Below are 16,155 nucleotides of genomic sequence, written 5' to 3'. Positions count from 1 at the left end.
GGCGGAACCCTAAGTGGCCGTTACCGCAGCAATGGATATGTACACAATCCAGCTGTGTTGACTGTTAGGCCGCCTTCGCAGGCAAGCCAGCTCCCACATTTGGATCGCGGGGCGTCAGGTGGATAGGTATCGGCTGTTAGGCCGCCATCGCAGGCAAGCCAGCTCCCACAGTTGGATCGCGGGGCGTCAGGTAGATATGCGCTGGCCGCCGGGGCCGTCACGGGAGCAAGCTCCCACAGCGAACCGCGTCCATTTCAGGCCAGGTAGCCATCCCCGCGCAACAGGGTTTCCAGGCAGTGTTCGGTGATGTGATAGAACGCCTTGAGCTCCTGGATTTTTGCCAGTAGCTGCGCGTTGTCCACAGGCTCGGCACGTTTGACCGCCAGGATCATCTTGTTCTTGTTGGTGTGCTCCAGCGAGATGAACTCGAACACCTTGGTCTCATAGCCACAGGCTTCAAGGAACAACGCACGCAGGCTGTCGGTGACCATTTCCGCCTGCTGGCCCAGGTGCAGGCCGTATTGCAGCATCGGCTTGAGCAACGCCGGGCTCTGGATCTGCAGGCGGATCTGTTTGTGGCAGCACGGCGAACACATGATGATCGACGCACCGGAACGGATGCCGGTGTGGATCGCGTAGTCGGTGGCGATGTCGCAGGCGTGCAAGGCAATCATCACGTCCAGCTCACTGGGCGCCACGCTGCGCACGTCGCCGCATTTGAACACCAGCCCCGGATGCTCCAGGCGTGCGGCGGCGCTGTTGCAGAGGGTGACCATGTCTTCACGCAACTCTACACCGGTGACCTCGCCCTCGGCCTTGAGGGTATTGCGCAGGTAATCGTGAATGGCGAAAGTCAGGTAGCCCTTGCCCGAGCCGAAATCGGCGACCCGCACCGGGCGGTCGAGCTGCAACGGCGACGACGTCAGCGCATGGCTGAACACTTCGATGAACTTGTTGATCTGCTTCCACTTGCGCGACATCGAGGGGATCAGCGCCTGCTTGGCGTCGGTCACGCCCAGGTCGGCGAGGAACGGCCGGCTCAGGTCGAGGAAGCGATTTTTTTCACGGTTATGCTCGGCCGAAGGTGCCTCGCGCAGTTGCTGCGGCTTGCTTTTGAACAGCGAGCTTTTGTTCTTCTTGCTGTACTCCAGCTGGGCTTCGTCGGTCAGCGCCAGCAAGTGCGCGTTCTTGAACGAGCTGGGCAACAGCTCGGCAATCGCCGCCACGCCGTCAGCCGAGGGGAAGTTCTTGGTGATGTCGCGGGTCTTGTAGCGATAGACGAACGACAGGCAAGGCTGGTCCTTGACCACCACCGGCTTGATGATCAGCCGCTGCAACTCGGCTTCCTCACCGACGTACTTGGCCAGCACCAGCTTGATAAAAGCGTTCTGGGCCAAGCTTGCGCTCAACAGTTCGATGAACTGGGCATGATGATCCGGCGCAGGGCGGGCAGGTTGAGCGGTGACGGACATGAACAAAAACGCCTCGGGTAAAGAATGCCGGGCATTTTAGGCGGGATGGGGGTTCAGGGCACGGGGTTATTTGATCAACGGTCAATCAACCCGAATAAGGATGCTGCCTTGTGTGGGAGCTGGCTTGCCTGCGATGCAGGCAACTCGGTTAATCAGGCAAACCGAGGCGATGCCATCGCGGGCAAGCCCGGCTCCCACAGAAAGCAGTTATTCGAGTACAACCAGGCGATTGGGCAGTTCGTTGCGGGTTTGGGTAACGGGCACATGCACCTTGAGCAACTCGCCACAGGCTTCAACGCAGGCGATGAACCCGGCCAGCGTCTGCCCCTGTTTAACTTGCTGGGTAAACGCCTGGACAATGGCGTCCCAATTGCTGTCATCCAGGCGCTTGGAAATCCCCTCATCCACCAGGATCTCCACATAACGCTCAGCCTCGCTGACAAAAATCAGCACCCCGGTGCTGCCCACTGTGTGGTGCAGGTTCTGCTCCAGAAACTGGCGCCGCGCCAGGTTGGACGCACGCCAGTGGCGTACCGAACGCGGAATCAGCCGGGTAGTGACCTTGGGCAAGCGGAACACCAGGCACAGCACAATGAACGTCGCCCACTGCGCCACCAGCAAGGTGTACATGGTCAGGTAGCCCGACAGGTAATGCACCACGCCCGGCACCACCAACGCGATCAAGCTCGCCCACAGCAACGGAATGTAGGCGTAGTCGTCGGCGCGCGCCGCCAGCACGGTGACCAACTCCGCGTCGGTGGTTTTCTCGACCCGGGCGATCGCTTCGGCGACTTGGCGCTGCTCGTGTTCAGTCAGTAATGCCATGGTTGTAGATGCTCTATTCTCGTTATTGTCATTACCAGCTGCCCGAAGCCCCGCCACCGCCAAAGCCACCGCCGCCGCCGCGGAAACCACCGCCACCGCCGCCCCCACCGCCGCCGCGCCCGCTGCTGTTGAGAATCGCCAGCAGGATGGCGCCCACCGGCAAGCCCATGCGATTGCACAACCACAACACGCCGATCAGCAGAATAAACAGGCCGATGGAAAAGCCGGGATTATCCATGGCGAAGTTCGCATCCGCCACATGGGCCGGCACCGCCAACGGCTCCCCGCCCACCACCTGAATCATCGCAGCCACGCCATCGCTGATGCCCTGGCTGAAATTGCCGGCCTTGAACTTGGGCAGGATCACCTGGTTGATGATCACCCAGGATTGCGCATCGGTCAGCACGCCTTCCAGGCCATAGCCGACTTCGATGCGCAACTGGCGGTCATCACGGGAGACGATCAACAGCGCGCCGTTGTCCTTGCCCTTCTGGCCAATGCCCCACTGGCGGCCCAACTGATAACCGTAGTCCTCAATGGGCACGCCTTGCAGGTCAGGCACGGTGACCACCACCAACTGGTCGCCCGAGGTTTGCTCCAGCGCCTGCAATTGCTGGGTCAGTTGTTCGCGCACCGCTGGGTCGATCATCTGCGCGCTGTCTACCACCCGCCCGGTCAGCGCCGGGAAGCTCAGCGCCGCCTGGGCCACGCCCACGCAGGCCAACAGCCACAGCGCCAGGCCTATCCGTAATAAACGCATCGACACCTCAGTGCAGCCTTATTTGAACTTCACTTGCGGCGCTTTATCGGCATCGGCGCTGGTGGCTTCAAACGTGGCGCGGATCGGCAAGTCGCTGTACATCACGCTGTGCCACAGACGGCCTGGGAAGGTGCGGATCTCGGTGTTGTACGCTTGCACGGTCTGGATGAAATCCCGACGGGCCACGGCGATACGGTTCTCCGTACCTTCAAGCTGGGATTGCAAGGCCAGGAAGTTCTGGTTGGCCTTCAGGTCCGGGTAACGCTCGGACACCACCATCAAACGGCTGAGTGCGCCGCTCAGGCCATCCTGGGCTTGCTGGAACTGCTTGAGTTTCTCGGGGTTGTCCAGGGTGCTGGCATCCACCTGGATCGAGGTGGCCTTGGCCCGCGCTTCAATCACCGCGGTGAGGGTTTCCTGTTCGTGGGCGGCATACGCCTTCACCGTTTCCACCAGGTTGGGGATCAGGTCGGCACGGCGCTGGTACTGGTTCTGCACCTGGCCCCAGGCGGCCTTGGCCTGTTCGTCCAGCGTGGGGATGTTGTTGATGCCGCAACCGCTCAGCACGCTGCTGATCAGTAACAGCGCCGCAGCCTTGAAGCCCCAGCGGTAATGTTGTGCTGCTTGCATGGTGTTTCTCCTGCCCGATCTGATGGAATGTGACGACTAACCCTATAAACCACGCGCTTGGGGCATAATCCGCCACCACTGGAATGCTTCGAGCCAATCAGCTACAAAGATGCCCAGCGCGAAAAAGAGTTCAGAGTGTGCTGCATTTATCTGAACAACACCCGAACAACAATAGACGTTCCCCACATTTTGGCCGACAGCATCGCTTTGAATGCTGCGCAGTAGCCGAAAAAGGATATTCATGAAAAAGCTGTGTTTGCTCGGCCTTGTTGCAACGCTGGCCACCCACCCCGTCTGGGCAGAAACAAAGCCTGCTGCGCTTAACGACAAGGACGCCTTTGTCAGCGACCTGCTCAAGCAAATGACCCTGGATGAGAAGATCGGCCAATTGCGCCTGATCAGCATCGGCCCGGAAATGCCCCGCGAGCTGATCCGCAAGGAAATCGCCGCCGGCCGCATCGGTGGCACGTTCAACTCCATCACCCGCCCGGAAAACCGTCCGATGCAGGACGCGGCCATGCGCAGCCGCTTGAAGATCCCCATGTTCTTCGCCTACGACGTGATCCACGGCCACCGCACCATTTTCCCGATCAGCCTGGCCCTGGCTTCCAGTTGGGACATGGACGCCATCGGCCGCTCCGGGCGCATCGCCGCCCAGGAAGCCGCTGCCGACAGCCTCGACATCACCTTTGCGCCGATGGTCGACATCTCCCGCGACCCACGCTGGGGCCGTACCTCCGAAGGTTTCGGTGAAGACACCTACCTGGTGTCACGCATTGCCGAAGTGATGGTCAAGGCGTTCCAGGGCACCAGCCCCGCGAATGCCGACAGCCTCATGGCCAGCGTCAAGCACTTCGCCCTCTATGGCGCGGTGGAAGGCGGGCGCGACTACAACGTGGTCGACATGAGCCCGGTCAAGATGTACCAGGACTACCTGCCGCCCTACCACGCAGCGATCAAGGCTGGCTCCGGCGGCGTGATGGTGGCGCTCAACTCGATCAACGGCGTGCCTGCCACGGCCAACACCTGGCTGATGAACGACCTGCTGCGCAAGGACTGGGGCTTCAAGGGCCTGACCGTCAGCGACCATGGCGCGATCTTCGAGCTGATCAAGCACGGCGTGGCCAAGGACGGGCGTGAAGCCGCCAAGCTGGCGATCAAGGCCGGCATCGACATGAGCATGAACGACTCGCTGTACGGCAAGGAATTGCCGGGGCTGCTCAAGTCCGGCGAAATCCAGCAGAGCGACATCGACAACGCCGTGCGCGAAGTGCTTGGCGCCAAGTACGACATGGGCCTGTTCAAGGACCCGTACCTGCGCATCGGCAAGGCCGAGGATGACCCGGTCGACACCTACGCCGACAGCCGCCTGCACCGGGCCGAGGCCCGCGACATTGCGCGCCGCAGCCTGGTGTTGCTCAAAAATCACAACGACACCCTGCCGCTGAAAAAATCCGCGACCATTGCCCTGGTCGGCCCGCTGGCCAAGGCCCCCATCGACATGATGGGCAGTTGGGCTGCTGCCGGCCGGCCTGCGCAGTCGGTGACCCTGCTCGACGGCATGAACGCCGTGATCGGCGAAAAAGGCAAAGTGATCTATGCCCGTGGCGCCAACATCACCGGCGACAAGGCAGTGCTCGACTACCTCAACTTCCTCAACTTCGATGCCCCGGAAGTGGTGGACGACCCGCGCCCTGCCCAAGTGCTGATTGACGAAGCGGTGAAGGCGGCGAACAACGCCGACGTTATCGTCGCGGCGGTGGGCGAGTCCCGTGGCATGTCCCACGAGTCATCGAGCCGCACCGACCTGAACATCCCGCAAAGCCAGCGCGACTTGATCAAGGCCCTCAAAGCCACCGGCAAGCCGCTGGTGCTGGTGCTGATGAACGGCCGTCCGCTGTCGATTCTGGAAGAAAACCAACAGGCCGATGCGATCCTGGAAACCTGGTTTTCCGGTACCGAAGGCGGCAACGCCATTGCCGATGTACTGTTCGGCGATTACAACCCATCGGGCAAGCTGCCGATCACCTTCCCTCGCTCCGTTGGGCAGATTCCAACCTACTACAACCACCTGACCATCGGCCGGCCATTCACCCCAGGCAAGCCGGGCAACTACACTTCGCAGTACTTCGATGACACCACAGGCCCGCTGTTTCCCTTTGGTTATGGCCTGAGCTATACCCAGTTCAGCCTGTCGGACATGGCGCTGTCGTCCACCACGCTGAACAAGACCGGCAAGCTCGACGCCAGCGTCACGTTGAAGAACACCGGCAAGGTCGATGGCGAAACGGTTGTGCAGTTGTATATCCAGGACGTGGCCGGTTCGATGATCCGCCCGATCAAGGAGCTGAAGAGCTTCCAGAAGGTCATGCTCAAGGCCGGCGAAGCGCGCACGCTGCACTTCACCATTACCGAAGACGACCTGAAGTTCTACAACAGCCAGCTCAAGTACGCGGCCGAACCGGGTGAGTTCAATGTGCAGATCGGGTTGGACTCCCAGGATGTGCAGCAACAAACCTTCGAACTGCTCTGATCTGAAGCTGTAAACACGGTCTGGGTGGGAGCTGGCTTGCCTGCGATAGCGGTGGAATATTCACCACCGCCATCGCAGGCAAGCCAGCTCCCACATTGGACTTGAGGTGAACCGACTAGCCGCGCCGATCCAGCAGGTTCACCACCAACCGATCAATCCAGCCCCACACCCGCTGCTTTACCCGCCGCCACAATGGCCGCGCTTTCCAGGCCTCCAGACTCACCGCCTGGCTCTGGGCAAAGTCCGCTTCGAAACTGCCCACCACCGCCGCCGTCAATCCCGGGTCCAGCGCTTCAAGATTGGCTTCCAGGTTAAAGCGCAAATTCCAGTGGTCGAAATTGCACGAGCCAATGCTCACCCAATCGTCCACCAGCACCATCTTCAGGTGCAGAAAGCACGGCTGGTATTCGAAGATCTGCACCCCTGAACGCAGCAGACGCGGGTAATAACGGTGCCCGGCGTAACGCACCGACGGGTGATCGGTGCGCGGGCCGGTGAGCAACAGACGTACATCCACACCGCGCCCAGCCGCCCGGCGCAAGGCACGGCGCACGCTCCAGGTGGGCAGGAAGTACGGTGTCGCCAGCCAGATACGCGATTTGCTGCTGTTCAAGGCGCGAATCAACGATTGCAGAATGTCGCGGTGCTGACGCGCATCGGCATACGCAACCCGACCCAGTCCCGGCCCGGTGGCGGGCACCTTGGGCAAGCGGGGCAAACCAAAGTGGGTCGCCGGTTTCCATTCACGGCGTGCGGCGTTAGCGTGCCATTGCCGGTCGAACAGGGCCTGCCAGTCCAGCACCAACGGGCCGCTGATCTGCACCATCACTTCATGCCAGTCGGCGGTGTCTTGGCCCGGCGTCCAGAATTCGTCGGTGACGCCCGTACCACCGACCACGGCGACACGCTGATCAATCAGCAGCAACTTGCGGTGGTCGCGATACAGGTTGCGCATCCAGCGCCGCCAATTCAGGCGGTTGTAAAAGCGCAACTCCACACCGGCATCGGTCAAGCGCTTGCGTAGCCCCAGGGTAAACGCCAGGCTGCCGTAATCATCGAACAGGCAACGCACCTGCACGCCGCGTTCGGCGGCCAGCACCAGTGCCTGCACCATGGCCTCGGCGCAGGCCCCGGCTTCGACCAAGTACAACTCAAGGTCAACCTGCTGCTCGGCCCGGGCGATGCCCACCAGCATCTGCGGGAAGAAATTCGGCCCGTCGATCAGCAATTCGAACTGATTGGCGCTGCGCCATGGGAACACTGCGCCGCTCATGTCAGCGCGCCGTGAAGATCAGCACCGCACCCACCGGCACCGACAAACTGATCGACTTGAGCCCCGCCGCCTTGCGCAAGGTCGCCACACCGGGCGCCAGGTCAAAATCCTCGGCATGCAATACCACAGGCTCAAGGGTTACCACTTGGAAGCGTCGATCATCCAGGCGCGTGGCCAGCAGTTCGGCGCTGTAGGTCTGGGTCTTGCCGTGCAGCGTGACGCTCAGGGGCAGGCGCAATTCCAGCTGCGCGCCGGACGCCAGGTCATTGATGGGTTGCAGATTGATCTGCGCACTGATCTGCGCTTCGGGGAAGGTCTTGATCTCGAACAGCGCTTTACGCATGCGCTCGTCGCGCAACGGAATACCGCTGTTGATCGACTCCAACTCCACTTCCAACTGAGCCGCGCCCTTGGCGTCGACCTTGCCATGCAATACCAGGAAGCGCTGGACTTCAGCCACCTCGGTGTTTTTAGTGGTGACGAAGGACACGCGAGAGGATTCGTTATCCAGGTACCAGTCGGCGTGGGCGGGCACGGCAGCACAGGTCAGCAGCGCGAAGACCAGAGGTTTGACATTGAACATAAAGACTCATGGGGCAAAAAACCTGGGCGAACCTTAAGCGCAATCTCACAACCGGCGCAAATTCAAATGTGGGAGCTGGCTTGCCTGCGATGGCGGTGTATCAGTGAACCATTTCTCGCCTGGCACACCGCCATCGCAGGCAAGCCAGCTCCCACAGGGTTTTGCGGTGTTTTTGATCCAGCGTTCGCTGCACTTCGCACACCGCCTGTTCAAGGCTGCCCATATGCAAATTCAACACTCGCTCCACCGGCGCCTGATGCATCGGCCAATGCAACGCCATGCTCCCCACCAGGCGACCATTGGCGCGCACCGGCAGCGCCACCGCCCGGATAAGGAAGGGCAAACGCACCGGGTATTCCCAATAACCTTCGGTACGCTGGCCGAAGCCCTGGTGCTGGGTTTGCTCGCAGGCGCGATAGTGCTCGTCTGCCGCCACATGATTGCGGCCTGCCAGGCGCTGTACTTCTTCAGCCGGTAACTGCGTCAGGCAGGCCTTGCCCATCGCCGAGTGGAACAGGCTGGCGTACTGGCCGACGATCTGGCAGTTGTTCGGGTACAGCTTGCGCAACACGCTGGGAATCGCACTCTCCATGACCTCCAGGCGCTCACCATCAAAGCACGACAAGTCCACCACCAGCCCGGTGCGCTCGCTGAGCTCCAGCAACCAGGGCGCGGCGCTCTCCACCACCTGGCGCTTGAAGCGTTGCTGGGTGTCGCCGAACAAGCGCCGGGCACGCAGGCGGTAACGTCGATCACTCAGGCCCCGATAGACCCAACCCTGCTCCTGCAAGGTCAGCAACATGCGCGACACCGTGGCCTTGGGCAGGCGCGTGAGGTAGTGCAGCTCTTCCAGCCCCAGGGCCTGGTGCTCGCCCAGCAATTCGACGATTGCCAGAGCGCGCTCAACCGAGCGTACGGTGCCTGTCTCCATGTTCGATCTCCCTGTTGCCGGTGGATGATCTTTTTTCACAGCAAGATACAGGCCCGTCAGCGCTCAGCGGGTCGTTGCAAGGCACGCCGGTGGCCGGCGTTGTACCCATTGGGTCAGTTGCTCATGGGCGTAGGCCAATTGCAACACGGCCCTGTCGGCCTGGGCCGGGCCAATGATTTGCAGGCCCATGGGCAGGCCCTGGGGGTTGAAGCCCACGGGGATGCTCATGCTCGGCAAACCGGCGAGGGTCGGGCCGATCACCACTTCCATCCAGCGGTGATAAGTGTCCATTTCACGCCCGCCGACGAGACGTGGCCACGGCTGTTGTGCATCGAAAGGGAACACCTGAGCAGTGGGCAACAGCAGGAAATCGTAACGTTCGAACAGCTTGCCCAAAGCGCGGTACCACTCACTACGATCCACCGACGCCTGGTAAACCTGCTGGGCACTCAAGCCATGGCCACCCTCCACTTCCCACTGGGCCTCGGGTTTGAGCAGTGCGCGTTTTTGCGGGTTGGCGTAGGCCGCGCCGAGGTTGCCGTGCACCAGCCAATGGCGATGAACCAACCAGCAGCGCCACAGGCGCGCCATGGAAAAGTCCGGTTGGCAGCTGTGCACTTCACAGCCCAACCTGGCGAAATCATCCAGCGCCGCTTCGCACAGGCTCATCACGCCCGCGTCCATCGGCAGATAACCGTTGTAGTCCCCCAGCCAACCAAGGCGTGCGCCCTTGAAGTCGCGCTGCAACGGCTGGCCCAGCACCGCCGGATCGGCCTGGGAGGACAGCGGCGCGCGGGGGTCGTAACCGGCCTGGATGCTCAGCAACCGCGCCACATCCGTGACGCTGCGCCCCATCGGGCCTTCGGTGCCCAGTTGCTGCACGAACAGCTCCGGCATCGGCCCGTGGGGCACCCGCCCTTGGGAGGGGCGCAAGCCGAACACGTTGTTGAACGCCGCCGGGTTGCGCAGCGAGCCCATCATGTCACTGCCGTCGGCCACCGGCAGCATGCGCAGCGCCAGGGCCACCGCCGCCCCGCCACTGCTGCCGCCGGCTGTCAGGCGCGGGTCATAGGCATTGCCGGTGGTGCCGAACAGCGTGTTGTAGGTGTGGGAGCCCAGGCCGAACTCCGGCACGTTGGTCTTGCCGATGATGATCGCACCACTGGCCCGCACCCGCGCCACGCTGATGGCGTCTTCGCCCGGCACATGCTCGGCGAACAACGGTGAGCCCAAGGTGGTGCGCAAGCCCTGGGTGGCCGCCAGGTCCTTGATGGCCTGGGGCATGCCATGCATCCAGCCACGGGAGCGGCCCTGGTCCAACTCCCGATCGCAGGCCCTCGCCTCGGCCAGCACGGCCTCGCTGTCGCGCAATGTCACCAGCGCATTCACGCCGGGGTTAAAGCGCTGGATCTGCGCCAGGTACGCCTGCATCACCTCTTCGCACGACACCTGCCGTCCATGAATGGCCCGCGACAGTTCAGTGGCATCCCAATCAACAATACTCAAGGCTTCACCTCTCTGGAAAACGGCAACGGCTTGCTCGCCCGGGGGGCCTCGCGCATGCAGTAAGTGCCCAGCAGCGTCAGCACGCAGGCGAACAATACATAAAACGAGGGCGCCACCGGCGTGCCCAGCACCTTGCTCAGCCAGGTCACGATCAACGGCGCGAAACCTCCGAACACCATCACCGCCACGTTATAGGCCACCGACACGCCGGTCGAGCGCACCTCGATAGGGAACTGTTCGGCCAATGCCGTCGGCGCTGGCCCGAAGAAGCCCCCAATCGCGGTGCACAACATCACCTGCATCACCAGCAAGCGCTCGATGGACGGCGCGGTGGCTACCCACACATACAAGGGGTAGACCATCACGAAGAGGGCCAGGGTGAATGCCATCAATACCGGCCGCCGCCCCAACCGATCCGAGAGCAGGCCGGACAAGGGGATCACCACGGTCATCAACGCCACCGCAAACATCTGCACCATCAACACCTGATCCAGCGGCAGGCCGAGGTTCTTGTGGGCGAAGGTCGGCATGTTCACCAGCACCACATAAAACGACACCGTCGCGCCGCAGGCCAGGCCCATGGACACCAGGATACTGCGCCGATGCTCGCGCAGCACTTGCATGAGGCTTGGCGCCGGGCCAGTTGCGTTTTTACGCGCCTGGATAAACTCTTCCGGGTCTTCCATGTGCCGACGAATCCACAACCCCACCGGGCCGATCAACAAGCCCAGCACAAACGGCAGGCGCCAGCCCCACAGGTCGAGGGTTTCGGGCGAAAAGAAATGCGTGACCAACGCCACCATCGCCGCGCCGCCGAACACCGCCAGACACTGCCCCACCAATTGCCAGGAGCCGTACAGCCCCTTGCGATGGGCGGGCGCGCTTTCCACCAAGAATGCCGTCGCGCTCGCGTACTCACCGCCGGTAGCAAACCCCTGCAGCATGCGCGCCACCACGATCAGCAACGGCGCGCCCATACCGATGGCGGCGTAGTTCGGCGCGAAGGCAATCAGCGCGATGGACACGGTCATCAACCGGATAATCAACTGCATCGCCGCCTTGCGGCCTTTGCGGTCGGCGTAGATGCCCAAGAGGATGCCGCCCACCGGGCGCATGAAAAAGCCCACGCCGAAGGTGGCCAGCGCCATCAGCAGCGAGGCGTATTCGTCCTCCGAGGGGAAGAACTGACGGGCGATAATGCTAGCCAGGAAACCGTAAACGATGAAGTCATACCATTCCAACGCGTTGCCGATCACCGCGGCCACCACTTGGCGGGTGCGGGAAACGCCGGGCTTTAAAGTCTGCATGAGGAACACTCCATTCAACCGATCAGGGAAAGGGTCCAGCGGCAGAAAAAGGCGTTACTGTAGGAGCGAGCTTGCTCGCGAAAAACGCGCAGGCAACACGGGCTACCTCAAAGCGCTGCGTCAGCGTTGACGATTTTCGCGAGCAAGCTCGCTCCTACAAGGGTTTGGGTTAGCCGGCCGGCTTGAGCCAGCTCTCGGCCAGCGCGCCCCAATAGGCGGCGCCGGTCAGCAGGATGTCGTCGTTGAAGTCATAGGCGGGGTTGTGCACCATCGGCCGCGACACGCCGTTGCCGATAAACAAGTAACTGCCGGGGCAGCGTTGCAGCATCCAGGCGAAGTCTTCGCTGCCCATCAGCGTGCGGGTGTTGCCGTCCACCGCATCGGCGCCGAGCAAGGCCACACCGACCTGGCGGGCGAATTCGGTTTCTTCGGCATGGTTGACCAGCACCGGGTAAGCCGGGCGGTGTTCGACCTGCACGGTGCAGCCGAAGCTGGCGGCCTGGGTCTGGATGATCGCGTTGACCCGTTCCAGCATCTGTTCGCGTACCTTGGGGTTAAGTGCGCGCAGGCTCAGGCGCAGCAGGGCTTGCTGGGGAATCACGTTGGCGGCTTGCCCTGCTTGAAGGGCGCCGACCGTGACGACAGCGGCTTCCTGGGTGTCGATATTGCGCGCCACCACCGTTTGCAAGGCCATGACCATACTGGCAGCAGCCACCAGTGGATCGACGGTAAGGTGCGGCATAGAGCCGTGGCCACCGACGCCTTCGAGGGTCACGGTGAGCAGGTCCTGGGAGGCCATCATCGGCCCCACCCTCAAGCCCAGATGCCCAGCCGGCAAGCCCGGCATATTGTGCATGCCGAACAGCGCCTCACAGGGGAAACGCTCCAGCAAACCGTCCGCCAACATCGCCTCGGCGCCGCCCTGGCCTTCTTCGGCGGGTTGGAAAATCAGGTTCAAGGTGCCGTGAAACTGCCGCGTCGCCGCCAAGTAACGCGCGGCGCCGAGCAACATGGTGGTGTGGCCGTCATGCCCGCAGGCGTGCATGCAGCCGGCATGCTGGCTGGTATAGGCCGCACCGGTGTTTTCAATGATGGGCAAGGCGTCCATGTCGGCGCGAATGCCCAACGTGCGCGAGCTGTTGCCATTGCGCAGCACGCCGACCACACCGGTCTTGCCGATGCCGGTGTGCACCTCATAGCCCCACTCCTTGAGTGACTGTGAGACCAGCGCTGAGGTGCGATTCTCTTCAAAGCCGAGTTCGGGATGGGCGTGGATATCGTGACGCACAGCGTGCAAGTCGCTGGCAACGTCGCTGAGCCAATCCAGAATGTGCTGGTGCGGGCGCATGGTGATTCTCCTCACAGGCGGGTGGTCCCGTTCTTGTTTGCAACACATCGACAGCTAAGCGCGATGTGCGCGTGAGGACAATCAAAGGTGGTTCCACTCTGTGGAACCTCAGGGCCGAGCTTTTTTCCGTGAGCCCACACACATCCATAGATGGGAGCTGGCTTGCCTACGATGGCCATAGGTATCTACACAACTTTGGTGCGACGCTGGACCTGTGGCGAGGGAGCTTGCTCCCGTGACGGACTGACAGATGACGCAGATCTAGCTGACGCACCGCGATCCAAATGTGGGAGCTGGCTTGCCTGCGATGGCGGCCTGCCAGCCGACACCTATCTACCTGACACCCCGCGATCCAACTGTGGGAGCGGGCTTGCTCGCGAAGGCGGCCTGACAGGCGACACTGTTATACCGAGTACATATCCATTTCTGCGGTAACGGCCACTTAGGGTTCCGCCCTGACGGCGGCTCACTTTGCAAAAGCGGCAAAGTAAGCAAAACGCTCTTGCCCCACCACTCGGCACCTCGCTTTGGCTCGGTGTGCCCGAACGCAGGCTTGAATCCGTGGGCCGCCGCCGAATTCAAGCCTGTGTTCGGCCAGCGTGGTTTGACGGGGCGCCTAAGATCAAGAGCAAAAGCAGAGCAAGATCAACAGCGGCTCGCTCCGCATCGTGGTTAGCGTCTGCTGCTACAGCCCAGAAAGTTGTGTAGATACCTTTGCTGCGATGGCGGAGTGTCAGCTAAACAGTTGTAACTGCCCCACCGCTACCGGGAGCAAGCTCCCTCGCCACAACAGCTATTTGCCACCGGTTGCGAGGGCGCGTGCATAGGGTTAATCTCTGCGGCGTCGCTGCTCATCAGCGACCGGGCGTGGAATCCCGAGAAAGAAGACGCTACAGCGTCGTCATACAATCAGTCGGCGCTTTTTTGTGCCCGCTGTTTGTGCTTTATGGCGGCTGTGCGTGGGAGGCCTTGTGCCTGCCGAGTTGCTTCTTCTCGGATTCCAACCTGCGTACAGCTGCCACCCTCATGCTTGGAATCGTGAATGGCAGCTCTTTTTGGTTGTACCAAAGGAGCAAGCTTATGCCGTACGAAATACCCTCAGCCGAAACCATCGGCGCTGCCACCTTCGCAGATTGCGGAGAAAACAAAAGCCACCTGAAACTGTTCCGCGTCAACGCCGGGGTTCCGCTTGTGGAAGCCCTCGAACACGCCTCGCACGTGCTCTACTACGCCAAAATGCTCGCGCTTGAAGCGGCCATGGACCCCAAGGCGGAAAAGTTTGCGTTTGCCTCGCATTATCTGGGTGAGATGGGTAAGGCGATCATTGATGACTTGCTGCTGGCGATGCAGCCTGGCAGTCAAACCCTGCTGTAAGTAGTACGCGCCCGGTGCGCCGCATCGGGCGCTTGTCTGTATCTCTCTCAATTGCCCATGATCAGCATAAATACGATGTGGGAGCTGGCTTGCCTGCGATGACGGCGGCACAGGCACTCGTGATGTTGACTGACCTGCCGCTATCGCAGGCAAGCCAGCTCCCACAGGGAAATTTGGGTGTGTCAGGGGTTAAGGCGGCAGCCTTGGCGGTTGCCTATCCATCGCGCTGTATGCGTACGCCCCAACCCACTCGCTGTCACTTCACTGCGCTCAGGCGTGTCGATAAACGCACTGATGGGCACGTACTGCTTCACATACCCCAGGCAATACTCCGCAGGGTTGTTCGCCACATACCGGCACGAGCAATACTCCTTGGCGGTGTACGCCGCGATGATGTCGGGAAAGGCTTGCAGGTTGACGCGCTCATGCCAAACCCCGCCCAAGAGTGCGATAAACAACACCAGTAAAACGCTGATAAATGGATGACGACGAATCATGAGCGCACCACCGCCAGCACGCGTTTTAGCAGTTCGTTATGCCGGTAACTGCCATCACGATCATCGCCGTAGCGCACGATCACCAGGTGTTCGTCGGGCAGCACGTACAGCGCCTGGCCCCAGTGCCCCAGCGCGGCGAAGGTGGTGGCCGGTGCGTCGGGCCAGGGTTGGGGGGCGCCGGTGTTGAGCCACCAATGGCCGCCCGGCACGGCTTCATCCTGGCCGGCTTTGTAGTGGTCGAAGGGCCGGCGGTTGAAGGCGACCCAGTCCTTGGGCAGCAGTTGCCGCTCGCCCCAGCGCCCATCCCGCGCCATCAGTAGGCCTATTCGTGCCAGATCGCGGGCAGTGAGGTAGGCATAGGACGATGCAACAAACGTCTCATCGGCATCGGTTTCCCAGGTTGCGTCGCGAATGCCCAGGGGCTGGAACAGCGCGTCCCACGGGTAGGTCATGTAGGCCTTGTGGCCGAGCATGCCCTTGAGCGCAGCGGAGAGGATATTGCTGTCGCCACTGGAATAACGGAAAGCCTGGCCAGGGGCGGCGGCGGCTTCGGTATCCGCTGCGAATTGCGCCATGTCCGTGTGGCCACGGGTGTAAAGCATCGCCACCACCGAAGATTTCAACGGGGCGTACTCGTAGTCTTCCTGCCAATCCAACCCCGAGGCCCAGTGCAGCAGGTCGGCCATGCTCACCTTGGGGTGCTGCTTCATCGGCGGGTAGAAACGTGCGGCGGCGTCGCTGAGTTTGAAGCGGCCTTGCCCATAGGCCACGCCCAGCACGGTAGCCATCAGGCTTTTGCTGACGGACCAGGTGAGGTGCGGTGTGCTCACAGTGGTGGGCGCGGCGTAGCGTTCATAAATGATTTCGCCGTCGCGAATGACCAACAACGCATCGGTGCGAATACCGGTGCGGGTGGCATCGTCGCGGGTTGGGAAAGCGTAGGCGTCCAGGGCATCGACAGCGGGGCCGGCGAGGGCTGTGCCCAGGGCCCACTCCTTATCAGGCCAGATTTCAGCGCGAGCATTCACGGTGACAAACAGCAGGGCAACGCACAACAGGCCTCGGACCATGGACGCAAACTCAAGGAGGGCATTCAAGCCCGCGAGCCTAGCTCAC

General features: G+C 61.8%; 13 protein-coding genes and 1 pseudogene. 2 read left to right on the top strand and 12 right to left on the bottom strand.

All coding sequences use genetic code 11. The annotated features are described in order from the left end of the window. Positions 1-254 precede the first annotated feature (254 nt). The 4 genes from QK296_RS24535 to QK296_RS24520 all read right to left on the bottom strand — a co-directional run bounded on the left by QK296_RS24535 (position 255) and on the right by QK296_RS24520 (position 3,687). Entirely contained in the window at positions 255-1,472 is a 1,218-nt protein-coding gene (locus QK296_RS24535; RefSeq protein WP_044272728.1) for an SAM-dependent methyltransferase, read from the bottom strand. A gap of 207 nt (positions 1,473-1,679) precedes the next feature. Further along, on the bottom strand, positions 1,680-2,297 hold the full coding sequence (locus tag QK296_RS24530) for a TPM domain-containing protein (RefSeq protein ID WP_044272726.1): 618 nt from the start codon (positions 2,295-2,297) through the stop codon (positions 1,680-1,682). Positions 2,298-2,328: 31 nt separating this feature from the next. Next, on the bottom strand, positions 2,329-3,057 hold the full coding sequence (locus tag QK296_RS24525; protein ID WP_003189373.1) for a TPM domain-containing protein: 729 nt from the start codon (positions 3,055-3,057) through the stop codon (positions 2,329-2,331). An 18-nt stretch (positions 3,058-3,075) separates the two neighbouring features. Continuing rightward, entirely contained in the window at positions 3,076-3,687 is a 612-nt protein-coding gene (locus QK296_RS24520) for a LemA family protein (protein WP_003189372.1), read from the bottom strand. Between the two features lie 241 nt (positions 3,688-3,928). Between QK296_RS24520 and bglX the strand changes: the two genes are divergently transcribed. Beyond that, positions 3,929-6,220: a beta-glucosidase BglX gene (gene bglX / locus QK296_RS24515; protein WP_003189369.1), complete on the top strand. Its 2,292-nt coding sequence runs from the start codon at positions 3,929-3,931 to the stop codon at positions 6,218-6,220. A 115-nt stretch (positions 6,221-6,335) separates the two neighbouring features. Here the strand turns inward: bglX and QK296_RS24510 are convergent, their stop codons facing one another. The 6 genes and pseudogenes from QK296_RS24510 to QK296_RS24485 all read right to left on the bottom strand — a co-directional run bounded on the left by QK296_RS24510 (position 6,336) and on the right by QK296_RS24485 (position 13,168). After that, a complete protein-coding gene (locus QK296_RS24510; RefSeq protein WP_057711909.1) occupies positions 6,336-7,493 on the bottom strand; it encodes a phosphatidylserine/phosphatidylglycerophosphate/cardiolipin synthase family protein in 1,158 nt (385 codons plus the stop codon). Between the two features lies 1 nt (position 7,494). Continuing rightward, entirely contained in the window at positions 7,495-8,076 is a 582-nt protein-coding gene (locus tag QK296_RS24505; protein WP_169855427.1) for a YceI family protein, read from the bottom strand. Positions 8,077-8,254: 178 nt separating this feature from the next. Next, positions 8,255-9,007, bottom strand: a pseudogene (locus tag QK296_RS24500) (helix-turn-helix domain-containing protein); the annotation flags it as partial. Positions 9,008-9,070: 63 nt separating this feature from the next. After that, the gene (locus tag QK296_RS24495) at positions 9,071-10,513 is read right to left on the bottom strand and encodes an amidase (RefSeq protein WP_282391535.1); all 1,443 of its coding nucleotides are present in this window, start codon (positions 10,511-10,513) and stop codon (positions 9,071-9,073) included. Further along, positions 10,510-11,820, bottom strand: a complete 1,311-nt coding sequence (locus QK296_RS24490) for a citrate-proton symporter (protein ID WP_282391533.1) — start codon at positions 11,818-11,820, stop codon at positions 10,510-10,512. The genes QK296_RS24495 and QK296_RS24490 overlap by 4 nt, the downstream gene beginning before the upstream one ends. A 169-nt stretch (positions 11,821-11,989) precedes the next feature. Then, the gene (locus QK296_RS24485) at positions 11,990-13,168 is read right to left on the bottom strand and encodes a M20 aminoacylase family protein (protein ID WP_169855424.1); all 1,179 of its coding nucleotides are present in this window, start codon (positions 13,166-13,168) and stop codon (positions 11,990-11,992) included. 1,080 nt (positions 13,169-14,248) lie between these two features. On the opposite strand from QK296_RS24485, the gene QK296_RS24480 reads away from it, so the two are divergent. Next, positions 14,249-14,542, top strand: a complete 294-nt coding sequence (locus QK296_RS24480) for a DUF3077 domain-containing protein (RefSeq protein ID WP_003189358.1) — start codon at positions 14,249-14,251, stop codon at positions 14,540-14,542. Between the two features lie 182 nt (positions 14,543-14,724). Here QK296_RS24480 and QK296_RS24475 read toward each other — a convergent pair whose 3' ends face one another. Continuing rightward, positions 14,725-15,039 carry a hypothetical protein gene (locus tag QK296_RS24475; RefSeq protein ID WP_003189356.1) on the bottom strand — a complete coding sequence of 105 codons (315 nt, stop codon included), beginning with the start codon at positions 15,037-15,039 and terminating at the stop codon, positions 14,725-14,727. Then, positions 15,036-16,109 carry a serine hydrolase gene (locus QK296_RS24470; protein WP_282391544.1) on the bottom strand — a complete coding sequence of 358 codons (1,074 nt, stop codon included), beginning with the start codon at positions 16,107-16,109 and terminating at the stop codon, positions 15,036-15,038. The genes QK296_RS24475 and QK296_RS24470 overlap by 4 nt, the downstream gene beginning before the upstream one ends. Positions 16,110-16,155 lie beyond the last annotated feature (46 nt).

The organism is Pseudomonas sp. AL10 (genome assembly GCF_029960685.1).
Lineage (GTDB): Bacteria > Pseudomonadota > Gammaproteobacteria > Pseudomonadales > Pseudomonadaceae > Aquipseudomonas > Aquipseudomonas lactis.
Note: the sequence above shows the minus strand (reverse complement) of the source record. Positions and strands in the feature narration are given on the sequence as shown.

Excerpts from the sequence above, each read along its gene's own strand:
- QK296_RS24530 (WP_044272726.1), bottom strand. The coding sequence starts at position 2,297 with ATGGCATTACTGACTGAACACGAGCAGCGCCAAGTCGCCGAAGCGATC.
- QK296_RS24520 (WP_003189372.1), bottom strand. The coding sequence starts at position 3,687 with ATGCAAGCAGCACAACATTACCGCTGGGGCTTCAAGGCTGCGGCGCTG.
- QK296_RS24480 (WP_003189358.1), top strand. The coding sequence starts at position 14,249 with ATGCCGTACGAAATACCCTCAGCCGAAACCATCGGCGCTGCCACCTTC.
- bglX (WP_003189369.1), top strand. The coding sequence starts at position 3,929 with ATGAAAAAGCTGTGTTTGCTCGGCCTTGTTGCAACGCTGGCCACCCAC.
- QK296_RS24475 (WP_003189356.1), bottom strand. The coding sequence starts at position 15,039 with ATGATTCGTCGTCATCCATTTATCAGCGTTTTACTGGTGTTGTTTATC.
- QK296_RS24535 (WP_044272728.1), bottom strand. The coding sequence starts at position 1,472 with ATGTCCGTCACCGCTCAACCTGCCCGCCCTGCGCCGGATCATCATGCC.
- QK296_RS24485 (WP_169855424.1), bottom strand. The coding sequence starts at position 13,168 with ATGCGCCCGCACCAGCACATTCTGGATTGGCTCAGCGACGTTGCCAGC.
- QK296_RS24490 (WP_282391533.1), bottom strand. The coding sequence starts at position 11,820 with ATGCAGACTTTAAAGCCCGGCGTTTCCCGCACCCGCCAAGTGGTGGCC.
- QK296_RS24510 (WP_057711909.1), bottom strand. The coding sequence starts at position 7,493 with ATGAGCGGCGCAGTGTTCCCATGGCGCAGCGCCAATCAGTTCGAATTG.
- QK296_RS24525 (WP_003189373.1), bottom strand. The coding sequence starts at position 3,057 with ATGCGTTTATTACGGATAGGCCTGGCGCTGTGGCTGTTGGCCTGCGTG.
- QK296_RS24470 (WP_282391544.1), bottom strand. The coding sequence starts at position 16,109 with ATGGTCCGAGGCCTGTTGTGCGTTGCCCTGCTGTTTGTCACCGTGAAT.
- QK296_RS24505 (WP_169855427.1), bottom strand. The coding sequence starts at position 8,076 with ATGTTCAATGTCAAACCTCTGGTCTTCGCGCTGCTGACCTGTGCTGCC.